The sequence below is a fragment of the Rhizobium sp. BK376 genome (assembly GCF_004341625.1).
Classification (GTDB): Bacteria; Pseudomonadota; Alphaproteobacteria; order Rhizobiales; family Rhizobiaceae; genus Rhizobium.
The window spans coordinates 1-12,946 of record NZ_SLZG01000053.1 but is presented as its reverse complement, the minus strand read 5'-3'; the positions used below and the strand labels follow the sequence as shown (position 1 = coordinate 12,946).

Sequence of the window (12,946 nt, the reverse complement as noted above, 5' to 3'; positions counted from 1 at the left end):
CCGCTCGGGCTACGCCCTCCCGGCGGTCTCAGGCCGGCGCAACAGTGGCCGACTTTTGCTCCGCCCCGTGGCCGGAAATTATTCCGCCGTTGACATCGTGGGCAGAGGAGCGAATGCAAGGCAACGAAGTCGGCGACGGATCGGAAAAAGCCGCGAGAACGCGCCGATGACCGGAGATTTCGCTCGGTCTCTGAGACGTCGGTGGCCGGACAACAACACTCCATCATACCGGAAGGCCGAACCTCGGAGTCTCAATGCGTTGGTCGGCGCCGAAGGCGCGGAGCCCGCAAACGAGCGCTTCGTCGATGCCGCGATGGCCAGCGCCGTCTTCCTATGATGCCCTGCCAGGGAGGAGAGCGGGGTGGCCTCGCTTTTTCTGGACGAAAATCCTCTCTGATTGATCGAGCGCAATCTAGAGGAGCGACACCTCTCGTATATTGCAGATCTCTAATGGATGGAGGCTAATATGAACGAGCAACACTGGCAGAACTGGCTGAGCCTCCTGCTTGGCCTGTACGTGATCGCTGCACCCTGGTCGATACCCTATTTCTTTGCGCCCACCTCTTCATCAGCGATCATCGATGTTGCGCAATGGTCTGCGGGCCTCGCAATCATCATCGTATCGCTTGTTGGCCTGCGCGATCCGCACGTCTGGAACGAGGTGCTGAAAATCGTCTTCGGCGCCTGGCTGATCGTCTTGCCTTGGATCATAGGGTTCAGCGAGAACATTCCATTTGTCTACAATGACGTGGTGATCGGAGCGCTTCTCATCATCGTGAGTGGCACGGCGCTTGCCGCCGCACGCCGTCCCTTCGGAACGGATCTCTAGGAGTTGGATCATGTCTGCAGACAGGATCACCAGGATGACAAGTTGTCCGACGAAGTCATCCGAACATGAGATTCAGCAGGCTGATTTCGAATTGCGGAAGCTCGAAGATGGCCGATGGAGGCTGCGGGCGAAGACCCGGCACGGCCTCTATTGGATGAAGTCGGCCGACCTGCACCATGACGATGGCGAGCTTCACTTCAGCTTGATGAAGGCAAACGACTTCCTGCGGAGAGCGCGCCAACATGGCCTGAAGACCGAATACATCGGACCAATAGGGCGGAGCCTTTTGTGAGGTGCCCGTTCCATCGATGGCCGATGCGCCATGATGCACTTTCCGTAGGACAGAGTATCAACAACGACCGCGTCAAAGGAGGACAGGTCATGCACGTTTCAGAAGCAATGCATCAAGGGGTTCAGACGATCCCGCCGACGATGGACGTTGCACACATCGCCGAGATCATGAGGGAGCAGGACATAGGCGCAGTGCCCGTCGCGGACGGCGGCCGTCTTGTCGGCATGGTTACGGACCGCGATCTGGCCTTACGAGCCGTGCCGCACCTGCACCAGAAGACGAAACTGATGGCACGCGACGTGATGTCTCCCGACATCGCTTTCTGCCATACCGAAGACCGTCTCGAAGAGGCGATACGAAAGATGGAGATACATCAGGTCCGCCGCCTGCCCGTCATGAACGCCGACAACAAGATTGTCGGCATGCTCACGATCGGTGATCTCTCGCATGCGGGCGGCAGATCGCACATGGACGGACTCATGAAGTCCGTCAGCCAGCATCACTCGTAGGCCGTCCCTGATCGTAACGAACTCCGAAGGGGCCCGCCACTAGCGTCGAGCGGCTGACCGCCGGGCGCACGCGACAAAGGCCGGAGGCGACAACTGACGGCAGGCATCGGATTTCTGTTGGACCGGTACAACAGGCCCAACGGAAAATACAAAAGGAAAGGGAGGATGAAATGACACTTCGCGTTAGATTGACACTCTGCTGCGTCGCTCTCGCGGTCGCCGCAGCGACGACTACTCCCGCCTGCGCTGCGGGTGACGACGCGGCGAAGATTCTAAAAGCGATGTCGGATTACCTGGCGGCGCAGAAGAACGTTTCGGTCACCTTCGATTCATCGATCGAAGTGATCACGCCGCAAATGGAGAAAATCCAATTCGACAATTCGGGCAGCCTGCAGTTCGTGCGCCCGGACAAGATCCGAGCGACTCGCACCGGCGGCTATTCCGACGTCGAGATGGTCTTCGACGGCAAGGCTTTCACCGTATTGGGAAAGAATGTTAACGGCTACGTCAAGCTGCCTGCGGCTGGCACCGTCGACCAGCTCATCGACATGCTGCGGGATCGCGGCCGTGCGTTGCCTGGCGCGGACCTGCTCCTGTCCGACGTCTATGGCACACTGATAAAAGAAGTCATCGACGCCAAGCATATCGGCGAGGGCGTCATCGGTGGCATAGAGTGCGAACACCTTGCCTTCCGACAGCAAGACACAGACTGGCAGCTTTGGGTTCGCGCCGGTCCCAATCCGATTCCCTGCAAGATGGTCGTGACCAGCAAAGCGGTTGGACAAGCCCCCCAATACACGCTCACCATTCGCGACTGGAAGACCGATATGCCGTTTGACGACGCCGCGTTCGCCTTCAAGCCTCCCGCCGGGGCAAAGGAGCTCTCACCGGAGATGTTCGCCAACGTGGACGAACTCCCACCGAGTGCGCCGGCAAAGTGACCTGGGCGCGAACTGAATTGGGTATCAACACTGGATCAGGAAGGATTTTACCATGACCAGATCAGTCAGAACCTTCGTGCTCGCAGCCGCAGCACTGGCCGCCGGTTTTTCCGGCCTCTTCTTGAACGAGGACCTCGTCGTCCCTGGCAGGCATGCGAGCCTCGTGAGCGAAGCGCAAGCCATCATTGGCAGGCCCCTCACGCCGCTCAGTTACGCCGGTGTCGCCCGTCGCACGGTGCGTCGCTGCGCGCTGGGCATGTACTACTGCTGAGTTCAGTCTTCAGGATCGGCGTGGTCCCTGAGGCTGCGCCTGACGACGCTTGCGAGCGTCGCAATCTTCGTTGAGGATCTCGTCGGCCGGCAGCGAACGGAGCACACGATCCCCGCCCCTGCTGCAGTTCGACGAGAGCCTCGATCGCGACCCGCCACGTGCCGGGCCGCTGCTCCACCGGCAAAAGCCGTGCCAATAAGGGAGAAAGGTAATGGACCTGCATAGAGCTACACGGAAAGCGGCACTTGGAATCGTCGTGTCGATTGCGGCAGTTCTGTCCTTCGTCGCGATTTCGAAAGCGCAGGAGATCATCGGAACCCCGGGCGCTCCCGACGCCCGGCGTGTGATCCAGGGTCTGCAGATACCGCCGCCGCCGGACCAGTTCGGCGGTAAAATCGAGCGCAACGCTGCACAGTCGATGCCATTCTGGCCCGCCCAGATCAGCCCCCCTGAAGGCGCACCGAACGTTCTGCTGATCCTACTCGACGACGCCGGCTACGGCACCAACTCAGCCTTCGGTGGGGTGATCCCAACCCCGACACTTGACGCACTCGCCGCCGGCGGTCTGCGCTATACCAATCTCCACTCGACCGCGCTCTGCTCGCCAACGCGCGCAGCGCTGCTGACCGGTCGTAACCATCATTCCGTGGGGTTTGGAGTCGTCTCCGAGCAGGCAACCGGCTATCCCGGCTACAACAGTTTGATACCTAAAGACAAAGCGACCATCGCCCGTATCCTCACCGATAACGGCTACACTACCGGCATGTGGGGAAAGAACCACAACACCCCCGCATTCCAGGTGAGCCAAGCAGGGCCTTTCAACCAGTGGTCGACTGGCATGGGGTTCGACTATTTCTACGGCTTCAACGGGGGCGATACGAGCCAGTGGCAGCCCGGTCCGCTCTTCCGCAATACGACGCCGATCTATCCCTATGTCGGCCATCCCGAATATAACCTTGTCACCGCAATGGCGGACGATGCGATCGAATGGATCAATCGTGTCAACACGCTGGCGCCCGGAAGGCCGTACTTCATCTACTACGCGCCCGGCGCGGTGCATGCACCCCACCACCCCACCAAGGAATGGGTGGACAAGATCAGTTCCATGCATCTCTTCGATGCGGGGTGGAACAAGTTGCGCGAGACGATTTTCGCCAATCAGAAGCGCCTCGGGGTCATTCCGCAGAACGCAGAACTCACTCATTGGCCTACGGACCTGATCAAGAAGTGGGATGATCTCTCGCCGGACGAGAAGAAGATGTTCATCCGCCAGGCCGACGTTTACGCCGCCTACCTCGCCTACACTGACCATGAGATCGGACGGTTGATCCAAGCGGTGAAGGATTCAGGTGAATACGACAATACGCTAATCATCTTTATCACCGGCGATAACGGCACGAGTGCCGAAGGCGGGCCGGACGGCACGCCGAATGAGCTCGCGGTCTTCAATGGCGTTCAGGTGCCGGTCGCCGACCAGCTCAAGAACTTCTATGATATCTGGGGCACCGACAAGACGTACCCGCATATGTCGATCGGTTGGAGCTGGGCTTTCGACACGCCATTCAAGTGGACCAAACAGATCGCCGGCTATTTTGGCGGCACCAAGCAGGGGACAGTCATCTCCTGGCCGAAAGTCATCACGGACAAGGGTAGTATCCGCAACCAGTTCGCGCACGTGAACGATATCGCGCCGACGATCCTCGAGGCCGTCGGCATCCGTGAACCCTCCGTTGTGGATGGTGTTGCCCAAAGCCCGATGGAGGGAACGAGCCTTGTCTACACATTTGACAAAGAACGTGCCGACGAGCCGTCGCATCACCGCACTCAGTACTTTGAGATGTTCGGCGAATACGCGCTCTATCATGAGGGCTGGATTGCAGTAACGAAGGTGACCCGCCCACCTTGGGACGTACTTGGACCAGTCAACCAGGATCCCGCGAACTCCGAATGGGAGCTTTACGACTTGTCGAATGATTGGACGCAAGCACATGATGTGGCGTCGGCCCATCCCGACAAATTGAAAGAGCTGCAAGACCTGTTCTGGCAGGAGGCTGCGAAATACCAGGTGCTGCCGCTCGACGCATCCGTTGCGACACGTATCGTCGTTCCGCGGCCAAGCATTACTGCCGGCCGCACCGACTTCGTATGGAACGGTCCGTTGACCGGCACACCGAACGGCGACGCGCCAAACGTACTCAACACCTCATACACATTTAACGCCACCATCGAGGTACCCGATGGCGGCTGTGACGGGATGCTTATCACCCAGGGCGGTCGCTTTGCCGGGTACGGCTTTTATCTGAAGGCCGGCAAGCCTGTCTTTCTGTGGAACCTTCTGGATTTGCAGCGGGAGCGGTGGGAAGGTACTCAGGCCCTTTCGGCCGGTAAGCACCACCTGCAGTTCGATTTCAAATATGATGGCCTCGGTGCCGGCACTCTGGCCTTTAACAACCTCTCAGGGATCGGCCAAGGCGGCACCGGCACTCTGAAAGTAGACGGCGAGATTGTCGCGCAAAAGCGGATGGAGCATACCATACCGACGATCCTGCAATTCGACGAGAACCTTGATGTGGGCTCGGACACCGGCACGCCGGTCGACGACGCCGACTATCAGGTACCTTTCGCCTTCACCGGTGAGATCGACCAGATCACGCTGAAGATCGAGCGGCCGCAGTTGACACCAGCAGACGAAGAGAAGCTCCGCGCGGCCATGCAAATGAAGAAGGCGAGCGAGTAGCCTGTACGAACAATGGCGGCCCGCCACACGGTGGGCCACTTCCCAGCAGGAACGCAGTCATAGTTCAAGTGAGATCGATCCGAGTTGGCTCCGGGGAATATATTGATGCGGACGCGCCTTCTTAAAAGAATATTGGTTTGCCTATGCCTGCTGCTTTCTGCCGCACAGGTGAGCAGTTCCGCCCAGGATGCCCAAACTAATCCGCCTTCCTCAACGGTCGTGCTCTCAAAAGAGCAACTAGATCAACTTGTCACCGAAGTTAGCGACGCCGTGATCCGCAAGCTGGCGGACAAACCAGTTGCTTCCGCACAGGAATCCCACCCGCCGGCGGCGATGCTGGAAGAATCTGCGAGCACTCTGGAGCAGGACCTGGATACGGGAACAAGCCGATTCTTCCGCCGCCTGATTGTCGTTATCACCGCACTTCCGCAACTACCGCAAGTCTTTTCCAGCACTTTCAATCGACTCGATGACGCAAGCTCGGATGGTCGCGATGCTCGGAATTTTCTATCGCTCGTCTTGTTCACCATAGGCACCGCCATCTTCGTGCAATTCGTGGCTATCAAACTCGGCGGCCGGATCGTGCATCGGAGACTTTCCACGAGCGGGCCATCCACGCTGATGACTTTTGGACTCGTGGCACTCGTCAATATCTTGGCTTTCGGCGGCGCATGGATCGTGTGCGCCTTTGTGAAAGGTACCTGGTTTGCGGGAACAGGAACTGAATCACGTGTTGGCAAGCTTCTTGTCAACGTCGTGATCCAATTGAGCTTCTACATGCAGATGATATTGATCTGGTTCCGACCTGGAAGACCGGCCTTGCGTATCGTTGAACTTGATGACGGCACGAGCAGGGCGACATCTGTTTTCCTGGCAATAATTGTGACGGCGAACGCGCTTCGAAGCTGGATCTTGGTACCCAAGGCCGCGGGCATTTCTTCTGACGCCACTACGGCCGGTCTCTTGATCAACGCACTCTTGTTTGCCGCGGTCCTCATATGGTCAGTCATTCATTGGCGCCGGGCGATCGGAGAATTGATCGTGACGAGCCTCGGATGGTGGAAAAGGCGACAAGACCAAGAACGAATCGCTGAAGGCTGGCTATTTGTCGCACTTCCGCTGATCATCCTGCGAAGCCTCGTTGATATCTACGGTGCCGTGCAAGGCCACCATATCGAGATGACTGCCGTTATCGTGGTCATCGGAGTCATCCTTGTTGAATCTCTCTTTAAGTTTTTCCAGCGCAGGCTCGTGACGGCAATGGCTGTGGGCTCCGCCGTGGCCCCGTCGCGCCACTTGTGGGGCACCGTTTTGCGCGCCGCACGTCTTGTTATAATCATCAGCGCGGTGATCTATGTCCTGCACATATGGCTCGGAGAGGCCCTGGGTATCTTTACGCCGGAGCAGTGGAACAGCTGGAAGAATGCGTTGGTCCGGGCCGGTGTCGTTGCGCTTAGCGCATACATCGCCTGGGAGGCGATGAGATATATCGTCGGCAAATACATGAATGCAGCAATGCTTCCGCTTCAGACGACCGATGCAAGCGTTTCCTCCTCCGAGCGAACGCGGGCGTCCCGCATATTAACGCTTATGCCAGTCCTGAAGGTGACTCTCAGCGTATTGATCGTCGTTGTCACGGCACTGATGATCCTTTCCGAACTTGGCATCAACATAGCCCCTCTTATCGCTGGCGCTTCGATCTTTGGTCTAGCCGTCTCGTTCGGCAGCCAATCGCTGGTGCGCGATATTGTTTCAGGCATTTTCTACCTCGCAGACGATGCCTTCAGGGTTGGGGAATATATTGATTGCAACAAAGTGCAAGGCACCGTCGAAGGCTTCACCTTGCGCTCGGTACGGCTCAGGCATCAAAACGGTCAGCTTCACACTGTCCCGTTTGGACAGCTTGGTCAGATCACCAATTTTAGCCGTGACTGGTCCACGGTCAAGTTCCAGATCAGTTTCGCCCGGCATATGGATCTCGAGAGACTTCGCATGACCACCAAGAGCGTCGGAGCAGAACTGATGGAAAACCCCGATTATAAGGACGCCATCCTCGAGCCGCTCAAATTGAAGGGCATTTCCGACATTACCGAGAACGCGCTGGTCGTCAATTTCAAGCTTGTCATTCGCGCCAACAGCGCGAGTGGTATCGAGGCCGACGCCAAGTGGCGAATTCTCGAGGCCTGTCGTAGAGATGGTATAGAACTATCCTCCTCCCTGCCGAGCTCAGCTCAACTCATACGCGATTCTGTCGAGGATCGGCCAATTGCTATCGCGACGCAGCAGCCGCGCGAAACCGATTTGAACGCTGCACCGGATCAACAGCGCGCCGCTTCGTAGGCGGATCGCATGGGTCCATCGATGCGACCCGGGATTTATATTTGCCGAGTAGCTTCGCGGACCGCCGGAGGCAACTGGGGTAGAGGGGGCGCAGGGATTGAGAAAGAGACGTTCCAACCGGAAAGCCGTTGAAGCAAAGCGTAGCCTTCCGACTGCATCTCCTGCGGGTGGGCCTCCGGAGCTGCCGGCGGTTAGCACACCGACCAAATGGAAGATAGCGATTGCCGCCGCGGCGGTACTGATCATGATCACCGTTGGGTTCGCCGCCTGGCTGGCGCGGGGCGATGGATCATCGACCACTCTGGCATCCTCGACAATGGACATGGTTTCCTACGTTGGTAGTGAGAGGTGCGCCAGTTGCCATCAGGCCGAGGCAAAGCTATGGCGGAACTCTCAGCACAAGCATGCCATGGACCATGCGACCGAGAAATCGGTGTTGGGCGATTTCCACGATGTCAGTTTCGACCATTTCGGCGTCCACTCCCGCTTCTTCCGCAAAGATGGAAAGTTCATGGTCGAGACCGACGGAGCCGATGGCAAACTTGCCGAGTTCGAGGTTAAATACACATTCGGCATCGCGCCGCTGCAGCAATACCTCGTAGAATTTTCCGACGGCCGCATCCAGGCGCTGCCGCTTGCATGGGATAGCCGGCCAAAGGCCGATGGCGGTCAGCGCTGGTTCCATCTATATCCGGACGAAAAGATCGGTCACGATGACATCCTGCACTGGACAAGGCTCAACCAGAATTGGAACTCCATGTGCGCCGAATGTCATTCGACCGGTATCCGCAAGAACTATGATGCGGCCAGTGATCGGTTCGCCACCAGCTGGGCGGAAATCAGCGTCGGCTGCGAGACTTGCCACGGCGAGGGCTCACGTCACCTCGCCTGGGCCAATGCCCGGCACAGCTGGTGGCCGTTCGGCAGGCAAGACGACCCGAAAAAGGGTCTCGTCGTAAGTTTCGACGAGCGTGAGGGGGTAAGCTGGACGCCGGACGCCGCGACCGGCTTGCCGGTCCGCAGCTCACCACCCTCGCCGCTGCGCAAAGAGGTTGAGACATGCGGCCTCTGCCATGCACGGCGCAGTCAATTCTCCGAGGATTGGGTGCCAGGATCGTCGCTATCCGACACCCATCATGTTTCCAGCCTTGATCACACGTTGTTTTATGCTGACGGGCAGATGCGCGACATGGAGGAGACTTATAACTATGCTCCGTTCAAGCAGAGCAAAATGTTTGCGAAGGGCGTCACCTGCAGCGACTGCCATGACCCGCACAGTGTGACGCTGCGCGCGCCGCAAGACGGTGTCTGCGGGCAGTGTCACGCGCCCGAGAGATACGAAACCGCCGCTCACCGTCATCATGATGAGGCAAAGGTGCAGCTCACCTGTCCTTCCTGCCACATGCCGACGCGCACCTATATGGTGATCGACCAGCGGCATGATCACAGTTTTCGCATTCCACGTCCGGATCTGTCTGCCAAGCTCGGCACACCGAACGCCTGCAACGACTGCCATAAGGACAAGTCGGCCGAATGGGCTGCCTCAGCGGTCGCAGGCTGGTTCGGGCCGAAGCGCGAAGGGTTCCAGAATTATGCCGAGGCGTTCAATGCGGCTTGGACCGACCAGGCAGGCGCCGAAAAGCTTCTTGCCGGTGTTGCGCGCGATCCTGCCGACTCACCCTTCGTGCGCGCCAGTGCGTTGACCGAGTTGAACGCTTATCTGTCTGCTGCCAATTTGGACGAGGCCCGGTCGGGCCTTGCTGATCGCGATCCAATGGTACGCATCGGCGCGCTTGACATGCTGGACGGCGCGCCGGCCGATCAACTCTGGTCTATTGTTTCACCCCTGCTATCAGATCCGGTCCGCGACGTGCGTCTCAGGACCGTATCGCTGCTAGCCTCGGTCCCCACTGCGAACCAGCCCGCGACCGATCGCCAGCCCTTCGACGCGGCGGCGGCCGAGTTCATCGCCGCCCAGCGTCTCAGTGCTGACCGGCCTGAAAGTCGCAGCGCCCTGGGAAGCTTCTTCGCCCGGCGAGGGAAAGCTGTGGAGGCGGAAGTCGAATATCGCGCTGCACTGCAGCTCAGCCCCGAGTACACGCCGGCGGCAATCAATCTTGCCGACCTCTATCGAGCGCTTGGGCGCGACCAGGATAGCGAAGAGGTGCTGCGCGCTGCGCTCAAGGTGGCGCCCGAAGACGCCGGCCTTCGATACACACTTGGCCTGACCCTGGTTCGGCTAGGGCGTTCCGCAGACGCCTTTGACGAACTGCGTCAGGCCAACAAACTCGCTCCCGAAGAGGCGCAATACGCCTACGCCTACGCAATTGCCCTGCATTCCATCGGACGGACGGAGGAGGCGATTACGCTGCTCGGGACAAGCCTCGCACGTCATCCCAATGACCGCGACACATTGCTGGCGCTGGCGACCCTCAACCGCGACACCAGAAATTTCGATGCCGCGCTTGGCTATGCTGAGCGGCTGCTTTCCCTTCTTCCAAACGATCCGGGGGTTCTTCGACTTGTCGACGATTTGCGGAGCCAGACGCGTTCCGCCAATTGAGGTGAACTCGAAGGGGTGATGTCACGTTGTATGACTGAAGCCGGGCGAAGAGCTTGCCGTTGAACTCAGGCAGCTGCGCCGGTTGCGGCCTCCCACCGCGCCATTGCGCGGACACGTGAATGTGGGTGACGAGGGCGGTGTGCTTCTTGTGGGACGGGACGATGTGATTTTTGATTGCCAAAAAAACCGAAAACCGTTGCAATCCGCCGGCGGATCGGAAGCTTTGCATCATTCGTTCTCGCTTTCGCAGCGGCAGGTGTGAAATTCTCCGCACGATTGTTCAGGCCTTTATGCGAGCGATATTCAACGGTAGGCATGAGATCCCGCTATGCCGCTCTACATGAGCGAAGTTTGTCAACGATGATCCGCTTCGGTGCGAGGGCTTGCTTCTTCAGCAGCCTGACCAGCAGTTGCTTGGCCGCTTTCGTATCGCGACGAACATGAACGATTTCGTCGAGAACGTATCCGTCCTGGTCGACGGCTCGCCAAAGCCAATGCTTGCGACTGCCGACAGAAATCACCAGGCGAGTGGCGCAGGGGAATTTCACCCCCACGCTCTCTCAGAACCGGACGTGATACTCTCGCATCATCCGGCTCCCATTGTTCGACCGTATCCATGAAGCAGAGGCCAATGGGCGAACAGCCGAGGTTGGCGCTGCGCGATGCGCAAAAGCCAATGCCGGGATCGCCGCTTGTGCCCACGCAAGGACTTGTACTTTCCCGAGGCCCATCGAGCCAAGTATCGCTCGACACTCCAGAGCGTAGGTTGGAGAGCTGAAGGGCAGAACCGACCATAGTAATTGTTCCAGCCGCGGATGTACGAGTTGAACATCCGTGCCAGATCATCGAGAGCCCTGTCACTGCGAAGGTGCAAGGACCAACTACGGATCGTGCCCCGTATCGCCTTGAGCGCCGTCGGACTGGCCGCAGGACCGAATGAAACACCCATGCCCCCGGCCTTCTTGCTCACAAGTCTCGGCCGGAAAGTGTAGCCGAGAAAGTCGAACTTGTAGACCGGATGAGTGCCTCGCCGACTTTCATCCCTGCAATAGACGATTTTAGTCTTGTCAGGATGAAGCGTCAGCCCACAATCAGTAAAACGCGCGTCCAGAGCGTTCCGAAGCGCCATCGCCTGGTCCTCGGTCCGACAATGACAGATCGCGTCGTCAGCATAACGCTCAAACGGAATGTTCGGGAAATTCCGACACATCCACATGTCAAACGCGTAGTGAAGAAAGAGGTTTGCCAAGAGAGGGCTGATTACCCCGCCCTGTGGCGTTCCTCGTTCTCTGGCGACGAGATTCCCGTCCGGCATCTGCACTGGCGCTTTCAGCCATCGTTCAATGTATAAAAGCACCCACGGGCAATCGGTGTGCTTGCGCACAGCCCGCATCAGCAGGTCCGGTTCAATGCTATCAAAGAAAGCCTTGATATCGAGATCAATAACCCAGTTGTAACGCCAGCATCGCTGCCGCGCCACGCTGATCGCATCGAGTGCCGATTTGCCGGGCCGATACCCATAGGAATCCGGATGGAATTCAGGCTCCACCGCCGGTTCCAGATGGCGTTTGACCACCATCTGCGCAATGCGATCGGCGACCGTGGGTATGCCCAGCGGGCGCGTCTTCCCATCGCTCTTGGGTATGTCGACCCGCCGCACCGGCGGCGGAAAGTAGCTGCCCGACGCCAGCCGATTCCAGAGCTTGTACAGGTTGTTCGTAAGATCAGCCTCAAAGTCCAAAATCGTCTGGCCGTCAATACCAGCCGCTCCTTGGTTGGCTTTAACCCTCTTATATGCTTCCCACACCTCCCTTTTCGGGATCGCGTACGGCTTTGCTCTATCCACGAGGATCCTCCCGTCGCCGGTTGTCCACGCTCCAGAGCTGAACAACGCAGCCCCTTCGCTCCAGCCCCATTACAGGACCTTCAGCACTACTACGGGCTGCTCCGCCCCTGTGCTCCGCTTCGGTAATCTCACCCTCGCAGGGACCGCCGGCTTGGGTTTTCTCCCTTAACATCGGAGCGACAGGTTCCCGCGTTCCACACGAAAGCCTGGTTAAGAGTCACGCCGCCTTCATGCCGGATGCCGCCTGGGCAGAAATCAGGTCGCCCCCCAGACTTGTCCCGGGCTAACGAATTCCTCCCGGTTTCGACATCATCTTGCACTTTTCGACACGTCATCAGCGGTTCGCTTGCGCTCGTCTCTCTAAACCTCACCTGACGGACTAACGTCCGCCTTTTCTGCAACGCTCACCACCACGGCTCTTTACCGTTGCAGCTTGCAGTGGTTTGAAACCTACCCCTGACGGTCGGCTTCGAGGGACCATACCCTCATCTTCCGTGCAGCTCGGCTCCCACACTGCTGCGCACGGCCCGGCGGATGTGACAGCGGCACGAACACCTCCTGTCGGCGCTGATCCCGCTCTCGCATATAATCCTTGATGATCGTGTAGCCGCCGGTGAA

Annotated in this window: 9 protein-coding genes and 1 pseudogene; 8 read left to right on the top strand and 2 right to left on the bottom strand. The window is 58.6% G+C overall.

Annotated elements, in window-relative coordinates; translation table 11 throughout:
• Positions 1–466: 466 nt before the first annotated feature.
• From EV561_RS35630 to EV561_RS35595, 8 genes are all read left to right on the top strand, one after another.
• Complete coding sequence (locus tag EV561_RS35630; RefSeq protein WP_165928043.1) at positions 467–829, top strand: SPW repeat protein; 363 nt, start codon at positions 467–469, stop codon at positions 827–829.
• 10 nt (positions 830–839) lie between these two features.
• A complete protein-coding gene (locus EV561_RS35625) occupies positions 840–1,121 on the top strand; it encodes a hypothetical protein (protein WP_132528578.1) in 282 nt (93 codons plus the stop codon).
• A gap of 89 nt (positions 1,122–1,210) precedes the next feature.
• Positions 1,211–1,630, top strand: a complete 420-nt coding sequence (locus EV561_RS35620) for a CBS domain-containing protein (protein ID WP_132528577.1) — start codon at positions 1,211–1,213, stop codon at positions 1,628–1,630.
• Positions 1,631–1,800: 170 nt separating this feature from the next.
• Positions 1,801–2,571, top strand: coding sequence for a DUF2092 domain-containing protein (locus EV561_RS35615; RefSeq protein WP_132528576.1), 771 nt, complete (start codon positions 1,801–1,803; stop codon positions 2,569–2,571).
• 52 nt (positions 2,572–2,623) lie between these two features.
• Positions 2,624–2,842 carry a hypothetical protein gene (locus tag EV561_RS35610; protein WP_132528575.1) on the top strand — a complete coding sequence of 73 codons (219 nt, stop codon included), beginning with the start codon at positions 2,624–2,626 and terminating at the stop codon, positions 2,840–2,842.
• Positions 2,843–3,053: 211 nt separating this feature from the next.
• Positions 3,054–5,579, top strand: coding sequence for an arylsulfatase (locus EV561_RS35605; RefSeq protein WP_132528574.1), 2,526 nt, complete (start codon positions 3,054–3,056; stop codon positions 5,577–5,579).
• 105 nt (positions 5,580–5,684) lie between these two features.
• The gene (locus EV561_RS35600; RefSeq protein WP_132528573.1) at positions 5,685–7,919 is read left to right on the top strand and encodes a mechanosensitive ion channel family protein; all 2,235 of its coding nucleotides are present in this window, start codon (positions 5,685–5,687) and stop codon (positions 7,917–7,919) included.
• A 244-nt stretch (positions 7,920–8,163) separates the two neighbouring features.
• Complete coding sequence (locus tag EV561_RS35595) at positions 8,164–10,482, top strand: tetratricopeptide repeat protein (protein ID WP_132528581.1); 2,319 nt, start codon at positions 8,164–8,166, stop codon at positions 10,480–10,482.
• A 65-nt stretch (positions 10,483–10,547) separates the two neighbouring features.
• On the opposite strand, the pseudogene EV561_RS35590 reads toward EV561_RS35595, so the two are convergent.
• Both EV561_RS35590 and ltrA read right to left on the bottom strand, forming a co-directional pair.
• Positions 10,548–11,097, bottom strand: a pseudogene (locus tag EV561_RS35590) (DDE-type integrase/transposase/recombinase); the annotation flags it as partial.
• Positions 11,069–12,328, bottom strand: a complete 1,260-nt coding sequence (gene ltrA, locus EV561_RS35585; protein WP_132528572.1) for a group II intron reverse transcriptase/maturase — start codon at positions 12,326–12,328, stop codon at positions 11,069–11,071. The pseudogene EV561_RS35590 and the gene ltrA, both read right to left, overlap by 29 nt.
• Positions 12,329–12,946 lie beyond the last annotated feature (618 nt).

Excerpts from the sequence above, each read along its gene's own strand:
- EV561_RS35630 (WP_165928043.1), top strand. The coding sequence starts at position 467 with ATGAACGAGCAACACTGGCAGAACTGGCTGAGCCTCCTGCTTGGCCTG.
- EV561_RS35625 (WP_132528578.1), top strand. The coding sequence starts at position 840 with ATGTCTGCAGACAGGATCACCAGGATGACAAGTTGTCCGACGAAGTCA.
- EV561_RS35620 (WP_132528577.1), top strand. The coding sequence starts at position 1,211 with ATGCACGTTTCAGAAGCAATGCATCAAGGGGTTCAGACGATCCCGCCG.
- EV561_RS35615 (WP_132528576.1), top strand. The coding sequence starts at position 1,801 with ATGACACTTCGCGTTAGATTGACACTCTGCTGCGTCGCTCTCGCGGTC.
- EV561_RS35610 (WP_132528575.1), top strand. The coding sequence starts at position 2,624 with ATGACCAGATCAGTCAGAACCTTCGTGCTCGCAGCCGCAGCACTGGCC.
- EV561_RS35605 (WP_132528574.1), top strand. The coding sequence starts at position 3,054 with ATGGACCTGCATAGAGCTACACGGAAAGCGGCACTTGGAATCGTCGTG.
- EV561_RS35600 (WP_132528573.1), top strand. The coding sequence starts at position 5,685 with ATGCGGACGCGCCTTCTTAAAAGAATATTGGTTTGCCTATGCCTGCTG.
- EV561_RS35595 (WP_132528581.1), top strand. The coding sequence starts at position 8,164 with ATGATCACCGTTGGGTTCGCCGCCTGGCTGGCGCGGGGCGATGGATCA.